The sequence below is a fragment of the Paenibacillus sp. Soil724D2 genome (assembly GCF_001427935.1).
Taxonomy (GTDB): domain Bacteria; phylum Bacillota; class Bacilli; order Paenibacillales; family NBRC-103111; genus Paenibacillus_E.
In genome coordinates this window covers 1-24,088 of record NZ_LMRY01000029.1, presented here as the reverse complement: position 1 = coordinate 24,088, position 24,088 = coordinate 1, and the positions used below count along the sequence as shown (strand labels likewise).

General features: G+C 43.4%; 29 protein-coding genes and 4 pseudogenes. 7 read left to right on the top strand and 26 right to left on the bottom strand.

Annotated elements, in window-relative coordinates:
* Positions 1-105: 105 nt before the first annotated feature.
* The gene (locus ASG85_RS36675) at positions 106-411 is read right to left on the bottom strand and encodes an ArsR/SmtB family transcription factor (protein ID WP_268795922.1); all 306 of its coding nucleotides are present in this window, start codon (positions 409-411) and stop codon (positions 106-108) included.
* A 243-nt stretch (positions 412-654) separates the two neighbouring features.
* Between ASG85_RS36675 and ASG85_RS37130 the strand changes: the two are divergent.
* From ASG85_RS37130 to ASG85_RS37120, 4 genes and pseudogenes are all read left to right on the top strand, one after another.
* A pseudogene (locus ASG85_RS37130) lies at positions 655-836 on the top strand (nitroreductase family protein); the annotation flags it as partial.
* A gap of 1 nt (position 837) precedes the next feature.
* Positions 838-1,345: nitroreductase family protein (locus tag ASG85_RS22715; RefSeq protein WP_156396752.1), on the top strand; the 508-nt coding region annotated here is incomplete at its 5' end.
* A gap of 502 nt (positions 1,346-1,847) precedes the next feature.
* On the top strand, positions 1,848-2,171 hold the full coding sequence (locus tag ASG85_RS37125) for a DMT family transporter (RefSeq protein WP_057304520.1): 324 nt from the start codon (positions 1,848-1,850) through the stop codon (positions 2,169-2,171).
* 89 nt (positions 2,172-2,260) lie between these two features.
* Entirely contained in the window at positions 2,261-2,692 is a 432-nt protein-coding gene (locus tag ASG85_RS37120; protein ID WP_162257283.1) for a DMT family transporter, read from the top strand.
* 392 nt (positions 2,693-3,084) lie between these two features.
* On the opposite strand, the gene ASG85_RS22700 is transcribed toward ASG85_RS37120, so the two are convergent.
* From ASG85_RS22700 to ASG85_RS22645, 13 genes are all read right to left on the bottom strand, one after another.
* The gene (locus tag ASG85_RS22700; protein WP_057304522.1) at positions 3,085-3,477 is read right to left on the bottom strand and encodes a hypothetical protein; all 393 of its coding nucleotides are present in this window, start codon (positions 3,475-3,477) and stop codon (positions 3,085-3,087) included.
* Positions 3,478-3,728: 251 nt separating this feature from the next.
* On the bottom strand, positions 3,729-4,295 hold the full coding sequence (locus tag ASG85_RS22695; RefSeq protein WP_057304523.1) for a CBO0543 family protein: 567 nt from the start codon (positions 4,293-4,295) through the stop codon (positions 3,729-3,731).
* Between the two features lie 844 nt (positions 4,296-5,139).
* Positions 5,140-5,637, bottom strand: a complete 498-nt coding sequence (locus ASG85_RS22690) for a peptide-methionine (S)-S-oxide reductase (protein WP_268796132.1) — start codon at positions 5,635-5,637, stop codon at positions 5,140-5,142.
* Positions 5,537-5,773, bottom strand: coding sequence for a peptide-methionine (S)-S-oxide reductase (locus ASG85_RS39620; protein ID WP_268796131.1), 237 nt, complete (start codon positions 5,771-5,773; stop codon positions 5,537-5,539). The genes ASG85_RS22690 and ASG85_RS39620 overlap by 101 nt, the downstream gene beginning before the upstream one ends.
* Positions 5,774-7,032: 1,259 nt before the next feature.
* Positions 7,033-7,503, bottom strand: a 471-nt coding sequence (locus ASG85_RS22685; protein ID WP_235550199.1) for a thioredoxin family protein, incomplete at its 3' end; no start/stop codon positions are given.
* A gap of 59 nt (positions 7,504-7,562) precedes the next feature.
* Positions 7,563-8,552: a peptide-methionine (R)-S-oxide reductase MsrB gene (gene msrB / locus ASG85_RS22680; protein WP_060647797.1), complete on the bottom strand. Its 990-nt coding sequence runs from the start codon at positions 8,550-8,552 to the stop codon at positions 7,563-7,565.
* A 191-nt stretch (positions 8,553-8,743) separates the two neighbouring features.
* Positions 8,744-9,160, bottom strand: a complete 417-nt coding sequence (locus ASG85_RS22675) for a redoxin domain-containing protein (protein WP_060647796.1) — start codon at positions 9,158-9,160, stop codon at positions 8,744-8,746.
* Positions 9,161-9,191: 31 nt separating this feature from the next.
* Positions 9,192-9,503 (bottom strand): thioredoxin, encoded by a 312-nt coding sequence (gene trxA / locus ASG85_RS22670; protein WP_057304526.1) that lies wholly within the window; start codon positions 9,501-9,503, stop codon positions 9,192-9,194.
* 50 nt (positions 9,504-9,553) lie between these two features.
* On the bottom strand, positions 9,554-10,483 hold the full coding sequence (gene trxB / locus ASG85_RS22665) for a thioredoxin-disulfide reductase (protein WP_060647795.1): 930 nt from the start codon (positions 10,481-10,483) through the stop codon (positions 9,554-9,556).
* A 1,229-nt stretch (positions 10,484-11,712) separates the two neighbouring features.
* Positions 11,713-12,411 (bottom strand): Crp/Fnr family transcriptional regulator, encoded by a 699-nt coding sequence (locus ASG85_RS22660; RefSeq protein ID WP_060647794.1) that lies wholly within the window; start codon positions 12,409-12,411, stop codon positions 11,713-11,715.
* Complete coding sequence (locus tag ASG85_RS22655) at positions 12,404-12,646, bottom strand: glutaredoxin family protein (RefSeq protein ID WP_060647793.1); 243 nt, start codon at positions 12,644-12,646, stop codon at positions 12,404-12,406. The genes ASG85_RS22660 and ASG85_RS22655 overlap by 8 nt, the downstream gene beginning before the upstream one ends.
* 47 nt (positions 12,647-12,693) lie before the next feature.
* Positions 12,694-12,948, bottom strand: a complete 255-nt coding sequence (locus tag ASG85_RS22650) for a hypothetical protein (RefSeq protein WP_060647792.1) — start codon at positions 12,946-12,948, stop codon at positions 12,694-12,696.
* Between the two features lie 185 nt (positions 12,949-13,133).
* The gene (locus ASG85_RS22645; protein ID WP_057304531.1) at positions 13,134-13,487 is read right to left on the bottom strand and encodes a DsrE family protein; all 354 of its coding nucleotides are present in this window, start codon (positions 13,485-13,487) and stop codon (positions 13,134-13,136) included.
* A gap of 244 nt (positions 13,488-13,731) precedes the next feature.
* Between ASG85_RS22645 and ASG85_RS22640 the strand changes: the two genes are divergently transcribed.
* A complete protein-coding gene (locus tag ASG85_RS22640; RefSeq protein WP_235550198.1) occupies positions 13,732-14,211 on the top strand; it encodes a GNAT family N-acetyltransferase in 480 nt (159 codons plus the stop codon).
* Between the two features lie 210 nt (positions 14,212-14,421).
* On the opposite strand, the gene ASG85_RS22635 is transcribed toward ASG85_RS22640, so the two are convergent.
* From ASG85_RS22635 to ASG85_RS22625, 5 genes and pseudogenes are all read right to left on the bottom strand, one after another.
* Positions 14,422-15,060 carry an FMN-dependent NADH-azoreductase gene (locus tag ASG85_RS22635; RefSeq protein WP_060647791.1) on the bottom strand — a complete coding sequence of 213 codons (639 nt, stop codon included), beginning with the start codon at positions 15,058-15,060 and terminating at the stop codon, positions 14,422-14,424.
* Positions 15,061-15,353: 293 nt separating this feature from the next.
* Entirely contained in the window at positions 15,354-15,689 is a 336-nt protein-coding gene (locus ASG85_RS39330) for a nitroreductase family protein (protein ID WP_235550203.1), read from the bottom strand.
* A 137-nt stretch (positions 15,690-15,826) separates the two neighbouring features.
* Positions 15,827-16,079: pseudogene (locus tag ASG85_RS39325) on the bottom strand (nitroreductase family protein); the annotation flags it as partial.
* A 26-nt stretch (positions 16,080-16,105) separates the two neighbouring features.
* Positions 16,106-16,326 (bottom strand): nitroreductase family protein (locus ASG85_RS38060; protein WP_235550197.1); only part of this gene is annotated, 221 nt, incomplete at its 3' end.
* 310 nt (positions 16,327-16,636) lie between these two features.
* The gene (locus ASG85_RS22625; protein ID WP_057304535.1) at positions 16,637-17,287 is read right to left on the bottom strand and encodes a peroxiredoxin-like family protein; all 651 of its coding nucleotides are present in this window, start codon (positions 17,285-17,287) and stop codon (positions 16,637-16,639) included.
* 217 nt (positions 17,288-17,504) lie between these two features.
* On the opposite strand from ASG85_RS22625, the pseudogene ASG85_RS39320 reads away from it, so the two are divergent.
* Positions 17,505-17,684: pseudogene (locus ASG85_RS39320) on the top strand (IS110 family transposase); the annotation flags it as partial.
* Positions 17,685-17,941: 257 nt separating this feature from the next.
* Here the strand turns inward: ASG85_RS39320 and ASG85_RS22620 are convergent.
* The 7 genes and pseudogenes from ASG85_RS22620 to ASG85_RS22595 form a co-directional block, all read right to left on the bottom strand.
* Positions 17,942-18,112 carry a hypothetical protein gene (locus ASG85_RS22620; protein WP_156390071.1) on the bottom strand — a complete coding sequence of 57 codons (171 nt, stop codon included), beginning with the start codon at positions 18,110-18,112 and terminating at the stop codon, positions 17,942-17,944.
* Between the two features lie 85 nt (positions 18,113-18,197).
* Positions 18,198-19,442, bottom strand: a complete 1,245-nt coding sequence (locus ASG85_RS22615) for an MFS transporter (protein ID WP_063860349.1) — start codon at positions 19,440-19,442, stop codon at positions 18,198-18,200.
* 804 nt (positions 19,443-20,246) lie between these two features.
* Positions 20,247-20,966 carry a DUF421 domain-containing protein gene (locus ASG85_RS22610; RefSeq protein ID WP_060647788.1) on the bottom strand — a complete coding sequence of 240 codons (720 nt, stop codon included), beginning with the start codon at positions 20,964-20,966 and terminating at the stop codon, positions 20,247-20,249.
* Positions 20,967-21,622: 656 nt separating this feature from the next.
* A pseudogene (locus ASG85_RS39310) lies at positions 21,623-22,028 on the bottom strand (nitroreductase family protein); the annotation flags it as partial.
* Position 22,029: 1 nt separating this feature from the next.
* Positions 22,030-22,250 (bottom strand): nitroreductase family protein (locus tag ASG85_RS39305; RefSeq protein WP_235550202.1); only part of this gene is annotated, 221 nt, incomplete at its 3' end.
* A 195-nt stretch (positions 22,251-22,445) separates the two neighbouring features.
* The gene (locus tag ASG85_RS22600; protein ID WP_057304538.1) at positions 22,446-23,093 is read right to left on the bottom strand and encodes a peroxiredoxin-like family protein; all 648 of its coding nucleotides are present in this window, start codon (positions 23,091-23,093) and stop codon (positions 22,446-22,448) included.
* 151 nt (positions 23,094-23,244) lie between these two features.
* On the bottom strand, positions 23,245-23,616 hold the full coding sequence (locus tag ASG85_RS22595; protein ID WP_057304539.1) for an EamA family transporter: 372 nt from the start codon (positions 23,614-23,616) through the stop codon (positions 23,245-23,247).
* Between the two features lie 281 nt (positions 23,617-23,897).
* On the opposite strand from ASG85_RS22595, the gene ASG85_RS22590 reads away from it, so the two are divergent.
* On the top strand, positions 23,898-24,088 hold a 191-nt coding region (locus ASG85_RS22590), incomplete at its 3' end, for a nitroreductase family protein (RefSeq protein ID WP_200961698.1).

Sequence of the window (24,088 nt, the reverse complement as noted above, 5' to 3'; positions counted from 1 at the left end):
TTATCGTTACCCGTTAGTTCAATGGTCAATTTTGATTAATTCGTTTTACAACAGTTTCTAATTTCAATTCCAGGTCTTCACTGAGTCCGTTATAGAACTGGTTGTCTAGCGTTTCAAATAATTCAAATATATGATCGTGTTCTCCGGTTTGGGGTTCAGCTTCTTCATGCGCTCCTGGAGCAAAATGTCCAACTTTTCAAACTTGCGGCTCCACATCAATCGATAATTTCTGGTCCACTCTTCCACTTTGGAAATCGCCACCGGATTCAGTCGATAGATGCGCTGCTTCGCCTGCCTCTCCATCGTGACGACGTTCGCCTCGAGCAGCACCTTGAGATGCTGCGACACCGCAGGAGAGCTGATCTGAATATGTCCGCAAATTTCCGTAGCGTGAGTTGCTAATAGCTTGATGATCCGGCGCCGTCGTGCAGCCCTTGACGGCGAAAAACCATGTGACGTATTGTCTTAAATCGCTCCTGTTCCCTAATTAAATTAAAACTAAGTTTCCCTTAAACACAAGATCGATTCAAGTATGTAATTTACTTCACATAACTTTTTTTTCGTAATGGTTATAATAAATTTGTCTCCCCTGGACACAGGAACTTGGAAGATTGAAAATCGAAAAATATGGTAAGGAGATTTATCATGGAAACCTTGGAGAAAGATTTATTCACTGCACTACGCGAACGGCGCTCYATTTATGGAATTAGCAAAGAATCACCAATTTCGGATCAAASTATCCAAGAAATAATCGAGGAAACCGTTAAACATACACCATCGGCGTTTAACAATCAAACTACCCGCGTTGTTCTGCTCTTGGGTGAACAACATGACAANTATCCAAGAAATAATCGAGGAAACCGTTAAACATACACCATCGGCGTTTAACAATCAAACTACCCGCGTTGTTCTGCTCTTGGGTGAACAACATGACAAGTTATGGGATATTACGACCGAAGTTCTCAAAGCAGCCGTTCCTGCCGAACAATTTTCTTCTACTCAGGAAAAAATGAACGGATTTCGGAACGGATACGGTACAGTGCTTTTCTTTGAAGATCAGTCAATTATTGATAGTTTTATGGAACAATATCCATCTTACCAAGAACACTTCCCGATTTGGTCACAGCATACAAACGGAATGCACCAATTGGTGATCTGGATGGCACTGGAGGCTGAAGGGCTGGGTGTAAACCTACAGCATTACAATCCATTGATTGATGAACGGGTAAAAGCAGAATGGAAGTTGCCGGAAAGCTGGAAACTGATTGCCCAAATGCCGTTCGGTAAACCGTCTGCCGCAGCAGGTGAAAAGAAATTTAATTTAACCTTGAGGCTGTCTCAATGACAGTCTCTTTGTTTAATAACATGATATCCCATTTTATATAACTAAGGATATCCGCGCTAGCTTCGGCCAATTCCCGAAAATCGACATGATGAAGCTGTGAACGTCAATTCGTCAATAATCGTTATATTGAGTATACTGACACTCTTCACTTATAGTTCGAAGTAAATAGTGCAGAGTCATTGTTCGTTCGGGACTCCAGATACTGAGATAGTTGTAGCCTGAAGGCCTCTGGAACTGACCTTGAAGTTTTCCCTTTTCCCTAGGCGAACCCGAATCGTCCACTGTGATTACTGATAACAAAGTCATCTCGGGTGAGAGCTTCAACACAGAAACCCAAAAACCCCTTTTAAAGAATTCGATGGGCAATAGCTATAGCCCATTGATTCGTATACGTTCCACTTCTCGAAGTTCACGATTCCATTCGTTCTGATCTAGCGATTTTAGAGCTATTGTAGCTAAMGACAAGTTAATCTGCAAAACAAAAAAAGTGAAGGTGAAAAATATGGTGAAATATAAGGCATGGACATTTCTGATCGGCGCTAATCTGTTTTGGGCCGGTAATATCATTTTTGGAAAATTGATTGTAGCTGAATTACCTGCTGAATGGACAGTCTTTCTAAGGTGGGTCGTCGGACTGATTCTCCTTATTCCCATTGCCCAATTTATTGAGAAGCCTTCAGGGGATCAAATATGGAGGAATAACTGGGTGTTAATCATTTTGCTAGCTACTTTATCCATTGTGCTCTACACCTATCTCTCATATGCTTCATTGCAGTTCACATCTGCAACGAACAGCGCTCTATTACTACCCTTGCGCCTGGTTTGATTATGCTCTTTTCTTTGATTTTCCTGAGAGAAAAAGTAAGTGCCTTTCAGTTCATTGGATTAATCACCTCGTTTATTGGTGTTCTGATTGTGTTGACGAAAGGCAACCTGCTGCAGTTGTTTCATACTCAGTATAACGAGGGCGATGCGATCATGCTGTTGGCCGTTTTATGTTGGGCTGCTTATTCATTGCTTTTAAAGAAAGCAAAAGGCATTCCGCCTGTGACACTGGTTGCGATGATTGCGATGGTCGCTGCTATTCTGATGATTCCTTTTTTATTTTTCCAGCCGATTCACTCCGACAAAATCACTTCTTTGGGGATCATAGGGGTTATATACATGGGAGTGTTCCCGTCAGTCGGTTCGTTTATCTTTTGGAATCAAGGCGTTAAGATACTAGGCGCGAGCAAGGCCGGCATAACGATGAATCTGATTCCTGTCTTTACAGCAATTATTTCAGGCATGCTTTGGAGATGTCGCAGATGCTCGGGGGACTCCTTACGATTGCCGGTATGTTATTGATCGCAATAAAACGGAAACAGGTATCACAGATTAGCGTCCCGTCAATCAACAGCGAGGCCTAAAGGAAACAATTTAAAATTCGTGACCGTCTTCAATTCCGGTTTGCAACAGTCTGGCATTAGGATTCTGCGATAGATCAAGGTGTTGGGAATGGATTGAACACTGATGAAAAGGCTTCCGATTTTACACTGAAAGATGATTCGGGAAAGTTGATTACTTTATCTGAAGAATTTGCCAAGGGTACTGTCATTCTTGATGCAATGGTTATAATTAATTCATGTACTTAAGGAGGACTAATTAACCAAACAAAATCGCAATCATATTTAGAAAAAACCAGCGCCAATTGTTGAACTAAAAATCCATCAATGTCTGAGAGTTCTAGAATCTAGACATTATGAAGCCCCTTGCAGTAGATGGTGTCCCTTGCAGCTTGGAACATTGAAAATCGACTCTTTTAGCATCTTCAAAATTTCGTTCATAAACTTGAAAACTTCTTCCGGCATATAATAGTTCTCAGGTTCTTCCCTTCCTTTAAAACGGAAGATGTAGTTTTTTCTCGGTGGACTAACGCTCTTATCAACTGTCACCACACAGCAGTCTTTATCATAACTGATCTGCAGCAGTTCATTCATTCTCGCACCAGAGGATGTAATGATATCTAGTGCGAATCTGGCGAACATACATGCCACGCAAATAGGCTCGATGTTAATCAAGAGCTTGTTCGCTAACCTTGCGGTTCGAGTGGTTTCAAATCCCTGAATTAATAAACCAGGATTTCGAGGCAAGAAAGGTGCATCTTGCCTCCATCTGCATAGCGGTTCGAGCCCGCTTTTGACCACCATGGAGATCGTGGTGAAAAGGATAACACGTCGGGTTGTGGACCCGAGTCGCAGGCCAAAAAGCAAGTTATTTTAAATTTTACTATAAATTCACATAAAATCTATGTCAGGAGCTTTTACATATTTCTCCATTTAAAAACTGAACACTCGTGGAAGTGCTATGCTCCATATAATATTTTTCGATAATATTGGTTTGTTCATATTCTAGTCTTGATTTTAAGTGGTTGTGTAGCAGTATTAATTTTAATCATCTCAGGTAAGTTGCTTCTATTATTTTTCTTGATATTAACTTCTGTTAATTGATTTTCAGGTAGAACTTGTTTGAGTAAACCTACAAGGCCCCTAACTGTAAACAATGTAATATTGCAGCACAGGAATGTGTGGAAAATAGTCCATGATTTCCAATTGAACAATTTCGTTTTCTTCTCAAGAATATATTGACCGAAAGCGAGAGGTACAGTAAAAATTAAACTTTTGATCACGAGTTCAAGTGGTTTACTTTGGTAAGACCATCTTACCCATACTACACTTAAAAGAGGAAAGAACATTAAATCATATAAAATATTTGTATCGAATATTTTTGGTAGCGGTCGGACGGGATATGATATTTTCCCTTTTTTTATGAAATAAGAATCAAGGGATGTTGATAACACACATTTTGAAAAGAAAACAACTAAATAAAGAAGTAAGTTCTTACGTTTCAAAATGAATGGAGCGGCAGACAACGAAATTACGAACAATGATTTCAATAGAAACTTTTCCATCGATAATAATCCCCTTTTAATTTAATATTCCTATTATAATATTCTTATAAAAAAGGATGTTTATTCGTGAATTAAGAAACTCAACTAATTATTTCTTCAGAGATGTTCTGTTTATTGCCAACATGTTAAGAATGGAATCGTATAGTCGACGGCACAAAAACAAATAAATACGAATGCTGTTGAATCAAATCCACCGCTGTGTCGACATTGTATTCCCTGAACTTAGACAGTTTATAAAACAAAGGTGCATTGGAACTCTTCGGCTGTTCCTTCTCCCCGCCGATGAAATTAGAACCTACCTATGTGATCGCGGGATGGAAAACGTCCATGAAAACGTACTAAACCTTAGGAGAGTGAGAGTAACATGACATAACATACATTTATTTGAATGTGCTTTTTATGTGTAAATTAAACAGATTGGGGTAATATATTATTGTGATGGCTTAACTAACCATCATTTCTTCCCTTTAGGGAAACAGCCAAAAGAAAGAGGCTACCTTTTAGGTAGGCTCTATCTTGACCTTAGTGGTACAAATCTCCGAATGCAATATGCACATTCGTTGATCTGCGATATGAGTAAATATTTGCATCATTATGGAAGTACAGAAACAAATCTTCAAGAATGCTGCTGTTCACCTTGTAATTGCACAAGGCGTCTATCGCTTCCATCTCATAATACGAATGATGTACCATGTAAAAGCTGAGCTGCTTGTCGTAAGCGATGCGGCTCCTAATTTAGATCCGTAACTCCGGTTAATGGGACGAGGGACATCAGGAACTGATCCCACCGCCTATGCGGAAGAGCATCAGAAATAATATCATTCTTAGAGATTATTTCTGATGCTTACCATTTTTTCCGCTTGATTAGATGGATTATTTCTTCCTGTTCCTTCCTGCTAATCTGCCAAGTCCGGATTTCGTCTATAATTTTCTCTATATTGGTATAACCTCTAGCCATGCCGTTTAAACGTGCAGCCAAGGTTGAATACGTTAGTTCGTCATCAGTTGGAAAGAAGGTTCGCAGTTTTTTTATTGCATCTGGATATCGTTTCAAGTAATATTTCTGATGTCTATCTTCCGCAGAGAAAAAACCGGTATACGGAGCAACCGCGGTTTCAAGTATTCCTTTTTGTTCTTCAATGGTTCTCAGGACCTCTAGGATTACACTATGCTGTAACGGATTACGAAACAATATCAAGGATCTATACTGTTGACCTTTATATTCGTTTATATTTACAGGATTATGGTTGCTCCAGAACACATCCAATATGGTTTCTAAACTCACGATACCAGAAATCGAAATCCATTTCGACCGTTTCGGTCTGGTCTCCGAGTTGTTCATAGGTCGGATTATCTTTAGTTCCTCCTGCAAAGCCTACACACGTTCTGATAATGCCTGTAATTTGTCCGAATAAAGCGTCAGTGCTCCAGAAGCAACCCATACCTAATGTTAAGGTTTGGATGTTGCTATTACTCATCTCTGTCATCTCCTTATTTCAGTGTATCATTTTGCAGCTCATAAATATTTTCGGGTCGATTATTTGTAGCATTTCCTCCCGAATAATTAATTATCAATTTTAGAGGTTTGTTCATGAGAAGTGAACATTAATTGAAGCTCTTGCCTCAGGTGGAACTGTATACCGACCATCTGTTTAATGCGTGTAGTGAAACAGAAATTAATAAGAAATTTTGAGCAAGGATTAATTGTAGAAGTTGTTGTGTTATAAGTAATTTAATTTTATCGAAGCATCTGGTATTTAAAACAACATCTAAACAAATGACCGTGAAGTTTATTCACGGCCATTTGTTCCAAACTATTATTAACAACAGGAATTTGATACAGATTTTGTAGCATTTGAATTAGTATCACAGCCACAACCTTCATGCCCAACTGCCTTTGCATCTGCGTCAGCTAAGCAGCACGCGTTCGTTCCAGAAGGTGCAGGTCCTCCGCAACAGTTTTCTGCATTTGGTTCTTCTTCCGAGAAACTTCCATCTTTCTTCATTACCTTGGGGTTTTCCAATCATTAAGTAGCCGATATGCATTTGTGGCAATAGCCTTCTCCTGATCATTAAGTTTAGTATCAGTTTGTGATTCCTTCTTAGAACGATACACCAAGCGAATCACTTCACAGAAAAACTTCGAGTCAGAGGCCTACAGCATTAAAACCGACCTCCCCACCAAAGACATGAGCCTTCTCAAGCAGCAGATCAATGAAATCACTTCCAAGTATAGTAAGTTTATCCAATGCTGTCGTCTGGACAAATAAAGCTCCCCTTTCAGTAGCAGGTTTTTATTATTTCACCTGTTTACCTTAAGGGGAGCATATCAGTCTCGGCGATCTGCTCATGTTTATACCTAATGTTTGCATTAACACTAGGATGATCGCAAAAAGCCCCCGAAACATCAATGTATGGTGCTGTGCCGATGATGCTCTTCAGGTTTGATGCGGACAACAATCAATAATTGTGAAATGACTGCTGTCCGGTCATCCCTGTTTCGAGATAGAGTGAAAATTCACGAAGGAAAGGTAGTAAACAGATCTCTTAATTCATGAAGCATAACTTCCTGATATTCGTTGCTAGCATGATAGAGCTCGCCGATCTCCCGATATGTTTGGTTCAATTTCTCCTTATAACCGGCTTCCTGTTTATCTGGATTGTTCTTTTTAAACCGATCCATCACGGCCTGAATATAGGCTGGACGCGCTCCCCATCTGCCTAGAACATCTCCGGNTGGATTGTTCTTTTTAAACCGATCCATCACGGCCTGAATATAGGCTGGACGCGCTCCCCATCTGCCTAGAACATCTCCGGTCCCATTCAAGAAAACCGCGATCGGCTGCGCTCGCCCGCCATCCGTGAGAAAGAGATCCATGGTTTCCATATGCTTTTCCATGAGCAACACTTCAGTCGAAATGCGGCTCTGCTCCATCACTCGAAATAGTATGGGGACGTTCCAGATGACGTCCGGGCACCAATCCGTGCATAGAATCAAACAGTGCAGGTTGGAGCGATTGTTTAAAGCGGTAAAGAATGCTTTCTGGTCTTCTTGCTTCCATGTGAAATTCTCGTAAACGGAGATAAACTGCTCTTTGGTATTCGGGATATTACTGTTTTCTATCGCCCGAATCTGCATGTCATCCATGAACTGTTGAGGTGAAATCCCTTGACCAATTTTGTGTGTTAAGTTCAATCGTGATTCCATTTCTTCACGCACCCTTTTCATTATTTTTGGGATACTGCGGACTGCGGATCTCATAAAACTTAGTTCTTCAAAGAATCATTTTCAAACAAGTGAGGGTATTCCCCGTATCCTTCCTTCTTCAGATCCTCCTTCGGAATAAAGCGAAGCGCTGCCGAGTTAATGCAATAACGCAACCCACCTTTATCCTGTGGTCCATCGGCAAAGACATGGCCCAAATGGGAATTACCTTCCTGGCTCCTCACCTCGGTACGAATCATGCCATGGCTTTGATCCAGCTTTTCCGTCAAGTGAGAATCTCCGATCGATTTGGTAAAGCTGGGCCATCCACAGCCCGAATCAAATTTATCCAGCGAAATGAAGAGGGGCTCTCCCGAAACAACGTCCACATATATCCCTTCTTGTTTATGATCCCAATATTCGTTATTAAATGCCGGCTCTGTACCGTTATTTTGGGTCACTTCATATTGCATCGGCGTAAGCTTCTGCTTTAATTGATCCAGATCCTTCCTGAGCTTCCAATGCTGTTCAATAAATTGATCCCTGCCGGATCCACTGCGGTACATTTTATAGCGGAGCGTATTGGTTTTATGATAGTTCTGATGATAATCTTCTGCAGGATAGAACGATTGTGCCGGTAAAATATCCGTCACAATCGGTTTATTGAATCGGCCGCTCTCGGCAATTTTTCGCTTCGATGCTTCCGCCTTGTTCTTTTGTTCCTCATTATGGTAATAAATAGCTGTCCGGTAGGATTCGCCTCTGTCGTGAAATTGCCCGCCCGGATCGGTCGGGTCGATTTGTGGCCAATAAATGTCCAGCAGCTTGTCATAAGGAAAAACCTCCGGATCAAACGTTATTTGCACCGCTTCCCTATGTCCCGTAGTCTCGGAGCAAACCTCCTCATACGTAGGATTATTCTTGTGACCGCCTGTATAGCCGGAAACGACCTTGATGATGCCCGGCATTTCCTCAAACGGCGATACCATACACCAGAAGCACCCTCCAGCGAAAGTTGCCAATTCATTATGTTTATCGTTTATGCCGTTCATTTCCACACCCCATACTTCAATATTCAAGATGACGAAGATTTAAGAAAAAACATGCTTCATTATAATGATCCACAGCTGGCCGGACAAATTAAATTTACTGAGTCTCTACCTAGGTAACTATTTATATAGTATCCTCAATTCCCCTGATTTTAGATCCTTCGCCTATCCGTTTTCCGGAAGCCCCGCTCCGATTATCGCCCCGGGAGCCATAATCGTAAAACATCCGCATAGCCGGCTGTGATTACGCCGTTTTGATTTATTATATAAGTTGCCATAGAAGGCAGCTCAAACGAATCGTCACTATTAAATTCTTCAAGTATCATACCCACGTTACGAAGAAATTCATGCATGTAATCTGGCAACTTATATTTCAAATTAAAGTGCTCTGCCTTTTTATTACCTGGATCACTCAAGACATGAAAGCATAATTCATGTTTTTCTTTCATGGAAAGAGAATGATCGGGAGTTTGCGGACTAATCAAACTGGCGTCAAATGCTCGATCTCCCATGATACGTTCATATGCCCTTAACCGCATGTTACAATACGGGTACCATTCATCATGATAAAAAATAAGAATGACCGGGCCTTTAGCTAACTCTTCAGACAAGTAATAGGTTCACCTAAAGGATTGTTCAGACTCAGGCCTGCTCGATAGCCGCCTTCAATCGATCTTTCGGTTGCACCCCGACGAGTTGGTTCACGACTTGCCCGTCTTTGAATATTAACAGGGTGGGGATACTCATGACGTTGTATTTGGCCGCGGATTCCGGATTATCGTCCACATTGATTTTTACGATTTTGGCTTTATCGCCGATCTCGGCGGACAGTTCGTCCAGTACCGGAGCGATCATTTTACAAGGTCCGCACCAAGGCGCCCAGAAATCGACGAGCACAGTGCCCGCTGCGGTCTCATTTTGGAAAGTAGCATCTGTTATCGGTTGAACTGACATGGCATATGTCCTCCCTTAGGAATGATTGGTTGATTCGTTATGCGAAAATATTAAGCGTGCTGCTCGGACAAGAACCGTTCCGCATCCAGTGCGGCCATACAGCCGCTGCCTGCCGACGTAATGGCTTGGCGGTAAATGCGGTCCTGCACGTCGCCGCAGGCGAAAACGCCAGGTATGGCGGTTTGGGATGTGCCCGGAATGACTTGCAGGTAACCGAGCTCATCTGTTGGCAGCTGCCCGCCCAAGAAACCCGTATTCGGCGTGTGGCCGATCGCCAGGAAAATCCCGTCGGCTTCCAGCAGCTCATCCTCGCCCGTTTCGTTGTTACGCACTTTCAGTCCGCTTACGCCCATCGGCCCCGTCGTTACTTCGAGCGGTGTCCGGTTCAGGCTCCAAGCGATCTTCTCATTGCCGCGCGCGTGATCCTGCATGATCTTCGAAGCCTTCAGTTCATTGCGGCGATGCACGACCCGAACTTCGGACGCGAACCGGGTCAGGAATTGCGCCTCCTCCATCGCGGTATCTCCGCCGCCAATCACGATGATTCTCTTGTTGCGGAAGAAGAAGCCGTCGCAGGTCGCACAGGTACTGACACCTCTGCCGATATTCTCGGTTTCGCCGGGGATGCCCAGCTTCTTGGCCGATGCCCCTGTCGAAATAATCAACGAATCAGCCGTCAATTGACCGCCGTCCTCCAAGAACAGCGTGAACGGCCGCTTGGACATGTCCACTTCCGTCACCCGTCCCGGCTGAATCGTAGCGCCGAAGCGCAGCGCTTGCTTGTGCATGTTATCCATCAGCTCAGGACCCATAATCCCGTCCGGGAACCCCGGGAAGTTATCGACCTCGGTTGTTGTAGTCAATTGGCCGCCAGGTTGAATTCCTTCAATAACAAGTGGAGCAACATTCGCTCTTGCCAGATAGATCGCCGCCGTTAGACCGGCCGGACCTGTACCGATAATAATCGCTTTATAATGCATAGGAAGGCCTCCTCTTCTGTTTTCATCCATATCACGGAGCATTTAAATTATTTACAAATAAATTTTAAGCAAAACTCACGAGGGAATCATACCAAGATCATCAATTTACTTCGCCAACAACTATATTGCATACAAGTTAAATAATTGCAGCTGTGTGCGTCGTTGTCTAGACTTTCCCTCACTTCCACAACTCACCTGGTGTTCATCAAACATTCGTCCTATATTAATTATCCACCATTATCCACCGCCTTCTACCATGTGTGAAATAGCCGAATATCTTAAAACAAATTTCGTTCATTCCTATTTTATTCTACCACCCAATTCTTTTATTATCTGTAAACCAGATTACAATTGGCCAACACTATCGCGGCTATTCAAAACTTACTGTCAAATATCCAGTCATTGAAAACGCTTCGATGACGAGTCGCGTTCATTATGTTAGAAACGCCTTAACTAGCGGTTTAAAAAATCTGATGAATATTGAAGTGATTGTAAACTCGTTTTTATCATGAAGAAGCTTTAGCTGTTACGCTTGGTTTGTCGCACTCTCAGTCTCCGATCGGTACTTTCGTCGATGCACTTCATACGCATGGATTTCGACATACGCAGGCCTCCTAGCAACGCGGGGCTTGACCCCTCCCGCGACCGACTTTCACCGGCTAAAGATGCGTGCCTTGTGGCATGCAGAAAATGAGCCTTGAGGGCTCTCACTCTCAGCCGAATAGTTAATTTGGCCGTTTAGTGTATCTGTGTTTGTATGGGTAATACGTCTTGAAAATGAAAGATAAGTATTAGAGAGTCCAACTTCCGAATTCATTTTGATTTTGCCTGTCACGAACTAATTCTGTTGTGGGCAAACTCCAGGCGATGAGCGATGTCGGGCTGAATTATATCACACTCGGTCAACCGCTCAGCACGCTCTTGGGCAGGGAATGCCAGCGCATCAAGCTGGCAAGCGAGCTGCATAAGAAGGCAGCATCTACGTGATGAAAGAGCCGACGACCGGCTTGTGTAAATTTAAAATCAGATGATTAGGAGGATTGGGCAAATGCTGTTCACACATGCCATATTCCACAAGTCAACCAGGGCAACTCCAATTCTTCACTTCTAAATGTGAAACTTGAAGATGAACGTTCAAAGCTGATTCCGTATAAGGTACACCAGGACGTTTTGTCCTGAATTCCATGGGATTTAGGCCGTTTCGTTTTGCATGTAATCGCTCGTTATTGTTAAAACTCAGCATGATTCAAGTATGCTCTGAATTTTTGCGAATGAACCGAGATCTGCATTCGACCGGTTCGGAGGATGCCTTTTTGGGACAAGTCCTTCAAAATCGTGGTCACCGATTCGCGCGTTACGCCGATCATATTGGCAATTTCTTGGTGGGTCAAAGGAAAATCGATTTTGACGAAGCCGTCATTTTCCGTGCCGAACTGCTCGGATAATTTAAGCAGCAAATGCAGCACGCGATCTTCGATATTACCGATGGCCAGCTTTTCAAGTAGCTCCTCTTTCTCCTTCAGCTGATTGCTTAAAACCTTCAGAAATCGCATGGCCAGCTCCGGTCTTTTCAGGAGGAACTTTTCGAAATGCTCGCGCAGAACGGAGCAGATCAAGGTCTCTTCGATCGTTTCGATGTACATTTCGTGCGTTCCTAAGGATAAGGAGTCGATTTCGCCGAACATATTGCCGCTCCCCAGGATCGCAGCGGTAAACTGCTTGCCTTCGGCGTTCACTTTGTACATCCGGAGTGTGCCTGTTTTTACGAAAAACAAGCCGTCGCGATGATGTTCAGGAGTTTGGATAAGCGTGCCTTTGGGAACTGCATTAAAATGGCTTATCGGAGCCATCATATCGATTTCCTTAAAATCCTCCGGAGAGAGAGAGTCAAAAATGCTGATTCTCGATAAATACCAAAGCTTATCCATGCGGTTTCAATGCCTCCTTCAATTTCTGGCGGTCAAACGAATGAAATACGTGCGTACCGGCTACGATCAACGGCGTCGCGATACCGCCGAGACGAAGCATTTCGGCGAAAGCCTCCTTGTCGGTTCCGACGTCCTTGTATTGGTAAGGAATTCCTTCCTGTTGAAAGAACTTTATGGCTTCGGCGCATGCGGCGCAATGATGGGCTCCATACAATAAGACATTCTTTATTTCCATCTCCCCCTTGCTCCCGCTGAAGTCATAAGAACCCAGTTACGGCCGGGTTATTGAATAAGCCGATTGATTTGTTTGAAAAAAACATGGGATAATTTCCTTCCGAATACCCAGTGATATTGTAAAATCCCTTTACCGCCTGCCAATATCATGATCGCAAGCGGTTCGATTTCCGCTGCAGAGTCGATGCCGCCTTCTTCCTGAATCGCTTTAAGAATTTGGATCAGGATAAAAAGTTCCTTTTCGCTCACTTCTTTTACTTTGTGCTGCAGCGCCTCAGGCATCGATTCGAAATCCGCTTGCATTTTGATTTTTTCTGCTCTCCATGACTGTATTCTAACTATTTACTTAGTAAGGAGTAAATTTTAAACAACTCCTGCGGTATGATGGCCGAAACGGGAGAGAGTCAAGCGAAAGCGAAAACGGGCTGATCAAGGTGTCTTGACCAGCCCATCTCCTGTTGTCAAACGGTGTTTACTCCGCTTCGAAATTAAAGGGTGATGATTTGGTAATCGTCCGCAATCAATTTCGAAATGCTGAGGTGTCCTTCCACATCCGCGAATGTCGGGAGGCCGGCGGATTTGGCATCCTCGGTCACTCCGAATACGTTCGCGCAGAAATTGCAAACTCCGGCGATGAGGCCCAGCCCTTTAGCAGCTTTGTAAAGAGGATTGAACATGTGGGATGGATCCTCCAGCGTTTTGACCCAGGTCGTACCTTGGCCGTCGAAATAAATTTTGACATCGAAGTTAGCCTCGTGCAGCTCTTGGCCATACAGCAGGGCATGAGACACTCTTCCCCCTTCATTCTCCGTGGCATGTACGATAATAGCTACTTTTTTCATGCTTGAACACTCCTTATTGTTGTGATGTATGTTTCATGAGCTTATCTTAACCGAATGAGACGAATCCTTCTGCGAAATATTTCACATTACGAGTGTTATTTTTCGAGTTGTGCCTTATTTATTGATGCAGACTCGTGCGCTGAATTCAAGATATTAGTATTTTATATATTATCCCAATAAGCTAAAATAAATTTATAAATACTACCCTTTGCTACTCTTACTATAATTGAAAGGATGAGCCAAAATGGCAGGAATATCGAACAAACAAATCTCGATTGACATTGTACCACTGAGAGCAGAGGATCGTAACAGCTGGAACATCATGGCTCGAGGTTATAAAACCTTTTACGAGACTGATCTCCACGACTCAATATATGATGAGGTGTGGCACCGTTTGTTGAATGCTGATGGTATATACGGTTTTGGCGCGCACTTACAAGGAAATTTAGTCGGTATAGCCCACTACCAGTTCCATCGCACTATCTGGATGGAAGATGCCTGCTATCTGCAAGATCTATTCGTCGACGAGGCTTCCCGTGGGCATGGGGTGGCTCGGGCACTCATTGAACGGCTAGCGCAATCGGCGCGAGAAAATAACGCTTCTCGATTCTACTGGCATACTCGTCAAGACAATACCACAGCTCGTTTGCTCTATGACAAGGTTGCCAATTACAAGGTTTCATTCGCTATGATTATCCGCTTGAGTAAAACCACTACTTTGTAATCTCAGTTGTCGTCAATTATCCATGAACAAGCCAAGCACCATGACGAGCATCCGGACTGGATCATCTAATGGCAGCGGGACCGGCTCCGTCGTGCAAAGCAGGGGCATTTACCATTTCCCGTTCGAAAAATCCCTTCTGGTCGACGACGACGAGCAGTGCTCCGCACTCGGAAACAGCGCCACGAGCTGGGGGCGAAATCGACATCGTGATTAAAAAGTCATCGCATGCTTTTCTGCATCCGATATACCTTTGCGAATAATTTCATCTGCTCGCTCTCGGTCAAAATCATGTCCTTCTACATATAATACTTCTACATTATCTATACCTATGATGTTAAGCACTTGTTTTAAATACGGGTGACTATGATCCATTTTCGTCAAAGGTCCTTGCGAGTAAATACCGCCGCTAACTTGAATATGAATGGCTTTTTTACCTATTAAATGTCCGACAGGACCATTTTCGGTGTAATGAAATGTTTTTCCGGCCACCACAATGGAATCGATAAATTCTTTTAATCGTGGTGGAATACTCCAGTTCCACATAGGAGATACAAATACGTATTTATCAGCGCTCGTTACTCGATCTATAAATTGATTTAAAGCATTGATTTTTTGCTGTTCGACTTGACTCAACTCTGAAAATGGCATTCCCCCTCGACGCATTTTCTCCCAACTGGTAAGGATATCGAGATCCACGATTGGAAATTCCTCTTCATATAAATTTATTTCCTGAATCTTATCATTTGCATGAGTTTCGCAATATGCTTTAAGAAAAGCTTGTCCTACTCGATGACCAACTGAGTTTTCAATTGATTTTGGATTAGCAGTAATGTATAGAACTTGTGCCATGTTAAATCAAACGCTCCCTTTTCTTAAATTGATGAAATCCCAAATAAATGACATATTCTTTCTTTTAGCGTTGTTATATTTTGCAGCCAATCTTAAAGCAGCTTCTTTATTGTGTCAGGTATTTTTGTCGCCATGGGTAGAATTGGGATGACTCCATTGTTTCAGTCACCCAAAGAATCCTACCCGTTAGCACCATAAAAAAGGAGTTGCCGCACCCGCAGCAACCCCATTCTTAAACTCGAGCACCTGTTAGCGAAACATGTCCCCTGATGCTGAGAAATATCATCTTAAGTTTATCGCCACTCAACAATCTCATCTAGATGTTGTCTTGTTTGTGGACGATAGGGATCCTTTTGRCGATATCCGAAAGCGACCATACAGGCTACACCGAAATCGTCGCCGTTAATGATACCCTCATTTTGTAAAATAGCGGTCACCTGCTTTTTATCAAAACCTTCGATCGGACAGGAATCAATACCGATTTGAGCCGCGGCTGTCATCATGTTTCCTAATGCTATATAGGTTTGTCTGATTGACCATTCAAAGATGAGACGGTCATTATCTTCGAGTTCTGTTTCGACGAAAAATTTGTAGAAATCGGACCAATCTTGCACAACTTCTTCAGGCATATGATGAATGTCTTTCCACATTTTGTTCACGTGAACCGAGTCAGGCCGTAAGCCTTCTTCTCTTCTGGCCAATATAACTACAAAATGGCTGGCAGTGGGCAGTTGTCCGTGGCACCGCCAGATACAGGTTTTAATTNACCAATCTTGCACAACTTCTTCAGGCATATGATGAATGTCTTTCCACATTTTGTTCACGTGAACCGAGTCAGGCCGTAAGCCTTCTTCTCTTCTGGCCAATATAACTACAAAATGGCTGGCAGTGGGCAGTTGTCCCGTGGCACCGCCAGATACAGGTTTTAATTTTTCGCGAAGAGCTGCATTCTGGATCACGACAAACTTCCACGGCTCGAAGCCAAATGAACTTGGAGACAATCTTCCTGTCTCCAAAATCCTTTAAATTCCACCATATCCTCACNCCGCCAGATACAGGTTTTAATTTTTCGCGAAGAGCTGCATTCTGGATCACGACAAACTTCCACGGCTCGAAGCCAAATGAACTTGGAGACAATCTTCCTGTCTCCAAAATAAAGTGAAAATCTTCATCCGTAATCTTTTTGTTGGTATCAAATGCCTTGCAAGCACGTCTGAACTGGTAAGCTTTTAAAATTTCTTGTTTTTTACTCTCTGTTCCTATCATGTGGAATCAACCTTCCTTCTATTTTACTCTCTTTGATAACCGATCTTGTAATCACAACCACTTTGAGGATTGATGTCAATTAAAGCTATACTAAAGTAGCAATAGGTAAGCATTTGATGTGATCTCCAGCTTTTCCTTCTCCGTACGGAGCCAGCCATATAAGCTTCTCCCGTATCACTAGCATACATGGTTATGTCAGGTCTTATCCTACGGCAAGATAATTATACATGTGATAATAAAGCCTCGCTTCTTCAGACTTGTTCTACCCATAATCGATTATTCTGCTCACATATGAATGATGCAAAAATCGTTACAGCTTTTTTAGCTCTCGCAAAATTTCCTCCGGGCTTTGACGCTGCATAAAATTCGGATTGACATAAGCGGAGCGGATAATGGCGCTCTCATCGATCATGAAAGTAGCAGGAACCGGCAAAATCCATTTCGAGGTATTGTTGTACTCCGCAAGATCAAGTCCGATACCTTCCGTGACTTCCCTTACTCCCGGCGGAACTTCGAAGAGCAGATTGTACTTGGCCGTTACCAAGCCGTTCGGATCGCTAAGGACTTGAAATTCCAATTTTTCCTTTTCCTGAAGGGACAACGAATGATCCGGCTTTTGCGGGCTAATCGCTATAAGCTGCGCTCCTACCGCCTGGATTTCCGGCAATATCTGCTGGTAAGCCTTTAATTGCATATTGCAAAAAGGACACCATCCGCCGCGATAGAAGACCAGCACAACCGGTCCTTTCGCGAGCTCTTCAAATAAAATTACATCCCGGCCTAGCGCGTTTGTTAATTTAAAGTCCACCGCCTTTTCGCCTGGTTGCTTCCCGGAAGCGATCCCCGATTTCTGAAGTTCCTCAATCATTTGACCGATCTTGATCTGCGCTTCAATCGGCGCATTTGCCTTAAACTGCTGTGTGGCCACTTCCAGCTGTTCGGTTAAATTTTGGTTGCTCATCGTTCTGAAACCTCCAATGTCGATTGATAGCTTGATTATAATTCTAAATTAAAGCGGAGTTCTGTGAAGTAGATTACAGTTCTCCATATATTTTCAAATACGAACATTTGACCGATCTAGATCTGCGATTTAATCGGTGAATTGGGCTTAAACTGGCGTGTGGCCGCTTTCAGCTGTTTGGTTAAATTTTGGTTGAGCCGTTGTTTGGTGCCTGAAAGTCAACTTTCGCGGTATTGTGATCGGTAATCCCTTATCCTTTTCAAACGATGAAGATGGCTTTCACAACCTTCAGCAATGGATCCAGCGGTTACAGAGCACCCATAACTTAACCGCAGCAATTGTGGGAATGGAACCGACCGGACACTACTGGCTCAATGTTTCAAGGTGGCTTTCAGAACGTTTATAGGGAAAATCCTCCAGTGACCGGTGCTGTTTTTCCAGATAAGGCTAAATAACTCATTTTCGAGCATCTCCCTTAATACAAATTTCGTTCATTCCTATTTTATTTTACGACCCAATTCTTTTATTATCTGTAAACCAGATTACAATTGGCTGCGCAAACCGGGAAGATCGGCTGAATCCAAATTGTATCTGTTGCTCTACCGGAGCGGCCGAGGCGTATAGCCGGCTGTACTCTATGGGGAGGATTCTCCGTCAACCCCTCCCCTTATTGACGACGGCGATCTGCAGCACGCCGAGGCGCTGTGTCGCGTTATGGTAACCGGTCATCCAGATCACGGTAAACAGGAACGGGACAAAAAGAGCAAGCGCCAGCACGATCCTCGTCGGTGTGAAACTCAGCAAATGTTGAATAACTTGTTTCATGTCCGATCTCCCATTCAAGGTGTTGATCCGGCCGTTCGAATGGCCTTCTCCCATCGGCATGGCAATTAAACCGCCCCCTCATCCGTCAGGATTGCAAGGCCTGCGAACCCGCCTTGGATGAAAGACTTTCCGCCTGAGCTTCTTGCGTTCCGTTTCTGGCGGCATAGTACCGGGCAAACCTTACGGAATAACACAACATGTAGAGAACCACCAGGGAAGCGAGAACATTCAGGACGATCAGAGACACGTACAAGTCAAATAAGTAGCTTAGGAGACCGACTCCCACGATGGGAACAATAAATCCGATGTAACCCGCAAAGTAGAAAGTCGTGATCACCTTCGGCCGCTCCGATGCATTCGGAAGCTCGCCGGCCAGTCGCAGGCTGATCTGGAACGTCCAACCGCTGCCTAGCGCCTGAACGAGCACCCCGATCCACATTAGGCTTATGCTTTCCGACGTCCCAGAGAGAACGACAAGCCAGGCTCCGCAAGCCAATAAAGCGATACCGATCCGAAGGCGTACGACCGGCTGTTTGAACCAAGGCAGCATTTGCATCATCGTGCCGCCTCCCATAAGCAGCAGAATCAGGAGACCGGAAACGGCAAGGTTGGAAGTGTGAATCACGTTTTTCACGAACGAAGGAATCAAGGAGAGAACGGTTCCGTTCAAGGTAAAAAGCGTGAAAACGGGCAGCGCACTGAACGACCAGAAATGAGGCTTAATGTCAGTAGACACCCCGAGCGAGATCGATGCTGACGCCGCTCGACGGTGTTCCTTCCGGGCTTGAAAATCCTCGTCCTGCAACGTTTCCAGGCCGACCCAAGCGCTCAGCAACAGAACGGTCAAAAGCCAAAACGGCGCGCGCAGCGGCATCAGATGCAGATACTGGATGATCAAACCGGCAAAGGCAGGTCCTAGACCGAAACCAAATGAAACGGCCATACCCGATAACAGAATCGTTTTGCCCGCTTTCTCTTCGGACGTTTGCTTCAGCAAAAACCCAACTGCGGTGGCCGTAAAGCTTCCATAAGCGATTCCTTCCAGTATTCTCGCCCCGTAAACGAGCCAGGCCTGCTGGCTTGCCATAAAGAGAAGGGTGGCCAGGATCGACAACAGGATGCTGATGCGAAGAACCCGCTTCAGCCCCCAACCGCTTCCTCTGGAGCCGACAATGAGCAAAGAGGGCAATAGGAAGACCGCATACACAGCGAATAAAATGGTGATTTGCAGACTGCTTAATCGGTACTGCTCCTGAAATAGCGGAAATAAAGGCGACGTAAAGGAAGTTCCGGTGGACATCATGAGGATGACCCATAACATTTTTTTCATAGAGAACGACCTCCCTTTTATTGGATGATGATTTTATTGCTCTCTTTTTACTGAGGACCGGATGGCATTCGCCGTACCGGTCCTCTATCCTTACTTTGCCCAATAAGGGGCAATCTCTCCGGAGTAAATCACGGCCATTACGCTGTCGATAACCGCCTGCGTCTGCCTCAAAAACTGCTGTGTGGCCGCTTCCAGCTGTTCGGTTAAATTTTAGTTGCTCATCGTTCTGAAACCTCCAATATCGAATGATAGCTTGATTATAATTATAAAAAAATTGGAGTTATGTAATGTAGTTTACAATTCTCCATTTTATATTTTTAGAAGTTGTGTAAAACGGTAGATAAAGTAGATTACTGACAATATTTCGACCCGTTGACTCGTCTAATTTCCAACTGTCATTATGATATCGCTACGATCAAATCTGCTTTAATCCCCAAGACGCCAAAATCGCCGTGGAAGCGTTTGGCGACCGCGTTAAGCGATATATTTTAACCTCGAGCATTCCTCGAAACTCTACACATTGATATGCAAAGACCACCGGATTTCCGGTGGTCTTTGCTTTTACTTTAAGGACATATGTTGTAAATTGCCATTATGTACGTATGTATTATTTACGCTGGCAGTAACATCTAATTTTTAAATTGCTGATTGTCGGAGGACAAGAACATATATCGATAAAAGACAAGAACTTATATCCTTTCGGGCCCCTATCCTAAAAAAACTTCACCCTCCAAGTTGTTAGAATGTGTCTAACAACTTGGAGGGTGTGGGTGTGGCCCTACGTTTTTATCGTAAGGCCGACTTTTATTGAATATAAATATTACCACTCTCAATGCCGGCCCTATCTCGAATCGAAACGTACAATGCTCCTTGGCCGTCGACTCCTGCATAGAACACTTCCTCGATGCTCTGAATTCCTTGCTCACGGAGCTTCTTTTGAAGCCACTTATCGTCATATCCGGCATGGCAGAGGTTTTCAGTAATGATGTTACCGTCCTTGATCACATCATTCATCATCCCCTTCTCCGGAGGCTTACGATTCAGATCGCCCAGAGTGAGTGGCATCTTGTCGGATTTAGGCAGGACGGATAGCTGTCCATCGGTCTCAAGTATGGCACAGTAGACATCGCCTGGATGAAATACATTTTTTTGGCGAAGAATTGTTAGCAGCTCATCAAGGGTCAACCTTGCTTTGCGTAGCTGTTGGGAATCGATTTGCCCCTTGTATATGACCATTTTGGGCTTGGAATTTACGAAACTACGGAAACCAGGGGACTTCTGGATGAAGTAATCCAGCGTTAAGGTAAGAACGGTGAAAATGCCGAGTGCGACGGCAGCCTTTTTCCACTCATTCGTTGGAATCGCTACTAGGGTAGTCAGTGCGCCAATGGTAATGGCCGAAGCGAAATCAAAGAAATTGAACTGCGATAATACCTTGCGACCAAGGATTCGGCAAATCAGATGCAGATAAAGATAAGCCCCAACCGCCGATACGGCCGTCCACCACCATTCGATGTTCCTCACCTCTTTGATATTTGCTTGTTATGTCCAGCAATTATTGTAATCTGAATGTTCCAGATTATTCGTGTAGGTCAGCGATCAGCTTCTTAACCTCATCGTGTTTTTCGGGGCAATTGGAGCTTTCACCCCTTTTGTAATTTACCCACTTGGATAGAAATGTATGTAACAGAAAACAGTGTTCAGTTACGTTCTACTGCCCGTCCCTCGGTTTTAACGGTCTATCTGACATATACCACTAATTCGCATGATTTCGTCGCGTCTGAGCCCTTATCGGGCATTAACTCGGTCCTCCGTGGCTATGAATATTTCAGGATCAACTTTGATTTCCCTCACTAAAACAAACCCAGCCAGCTTCCCGGATACCATAACAAAGAAGGGATGTCGCCCTTCTACTGTCCAGTAGTGGACTAAATATTTATAATCGGAAAGAACATGTTCATTAACATCATTATCACGCTCTTCCTTATTATTTTCTGTTCAAATGAAACCCTAAGAAGTTCTACATTTCCGCCTCCGTTTCATTCTTGTACTAAAATGTTTTTTCATCATAGTTAGCACCATAAAAAGGGAGTTGCCGCACCCGCAGCAACCCCCATTCTTAAACTCAAGTACCTGTTAGTGAAACATGTCCCCTGATGCTGAGAAATATCATCTTAAGTTTATCGCCACTCAACAATCTCATCGAGATGTTGTCTTGTTTGTGGACGTTTAGGATCCTTTTGGCGATATCCGAAAGCGACCATACAGGCTACACCGAAATCGTCGCCGTTAATGATACCCTCATTTTGTAAAATAACGGTCACCTGCTTTTTATCAAAACCTTCTATCGGACAGGAATCAATACCGATTTGAGCCGCGGCTGTCATCATGTTTCCCAATGCTATATAGGTTTGTCTGATTGACCATTCAAAAATGAGACGGTCATTATCTTCGAGTTCTGTTTCGACGAAAAATTTGTAGAAATCGTACCAATCTTGCACAACTTCTTCAGGCATATGATGAATGTCTTTCCACATTTTGTTCACGTGAACCGAGTCAGGCCGTAAGCCTTCTTCTCTTCTGGCCNCCGCCAGATACAGGTTTTAATTTTTCGCGAAGAGCTGCATTCTGGATCACGACAAACTTCCACGGCTCGAAGCCAAATGAACTTGGAGACAATCTTCCAGTCTCCAAAATAAAGTGAAAATCTTCATCCGAAATCTTTTTGTTGGTATCAAATGCCTTGCAAGCACGTCTCAACTGGTAAGCTTTTAAAATTTCTTGTTTTTTACTCTCCGTTCCTATCATGTTAAATCAACCTTCCTTCTATTTACTCAATTTGATGTGTCATTTCTTCAAAAATGCTTATTTGCGATAAATACCATAGCTTGTTCATCAGAATTATCAATCCTCCTAATGACTTTACGACTTATACGAGAAAATGATTTGACTACACAACTTCCACAAGTCGTTACTTTGCATAAATAAGGATTTACGATATAGTCAACCTTGATTCAAGAATCGAACTAGTTCTAATACTTCGGACGGTTCCATTCGCGTTCTGTGATTTATATCCGAGGATGATCCGATAATGAATCCCTCTTTATCGATGACATAGGTGGCTGGAATCGGAAGTTCAAAGGAATGGTCACCATTATATTGGGCGAGCATAGTGAGATTGGCATGCATAAAATCAGGCATCTTGAATTTAAGGTTGTATTTCTCCGCTGTTTCGTTATTCGTATCGCTAAGAACGAAGAAACTCAGTTCATTTTTTTCTTTCGTCGAGAGCGAATGATCCGGTGTTTGTGGGCTAATGGCAATCAATTGAGCACCGGCAGCTTTAATATCTTTCATGATGCGCTCATATGCCTTTAATTGCAAATTGCAAAATGGACACCATTCGCCCCGGTAGAATATAAGAATGACAGCGCTTTTGACCAATTCTTCAGATAGAGTAATTAACTTTCCCGAAGCATCTTCTAGTCTAAAATCGGGAGCTTTATCTCCGGTTTTCAATCCATTCCCGACACCTTGATCTCGAAGATACTGAATATATTTCTCAAATGCCACCGCAGCATTAGGGTTATTTCCATTGACCTGATTTTGTAATGATTCAAGTTCATCTTTTAAGCTTTGATATTGTGACATAATTCCATCGCTCCCTTATCATTTTAACAATTTCATTTTCATGCCTATATCAGGTGATTCTCCTCTTATAAATTAACATATGGATCGAATCCCGTATGTAATTTACTTTACAGAAGACTGTAGTGTTTTATCTGATTATTTCGGCATACCTTTAGGTCTTATTGTTGAGTGACGGAGCGTTAATCTGTGATACCTGTTTCCGTTTTATTGCAATCAATAACATACCGGCAATCGTCATGAGTCCCCCGAGCATCTGTGACATCTCCAAAGCATGCCCCAAGATAACCGAAGTAATTGCTGTAAAGACAGGAATCAGATTCATCGTTATGCCGGCCTTGCTCGCGCGTTCTTCGTTCACTTCATTTGGTTTGCGGTTCAGCTTCTTCATGCGCTCCTGGGGCAAAATGTCCAACTTTTCAAACTTGCGGCTCCACATCAATCGATACTTTCTGGTCCACTCTTCCACTTTGGAAATCGCCACCGGATTCAGTCGATAGATGCGATGCTTCGCCTGCTTCTCCATCGTGACGACGTTCGCCTCGAGCAGCACCTTGAGATGCTTAGCTCGATGATCCGGCGCAGTCGTGTAGCCCTTGACGGCGAAAAACCATGTGACGTATTGTCTTAAATCGCTCCTGTTCCCTGATTAAATTAAACTAAATTTCCCTTACACACTAAGATCGATTCAAGTATGTAATTTACTTCACATAACTTTTTTTTTGTAATGGTTATAATAAATTTGTCTCCCGTGGACACAGGAATTTGGAAGATTGAAAATCGAAAAATATGATAAGGAGAGGTATCATGGAAAACTTGGAGAAAGATTTATTCACTGCACTACGCGAACGGCGCTCCATTTATGGAATTAGCAAAGAATCACCAATTTCGGATCAAACTATCCAAGAAATAATCGAGGAAACCGTTAAACATACACCATCGGCGTTTAACAATCAAACTACCCGCGTTGTTCTGCTCTTGGGTGAACAACATGACAA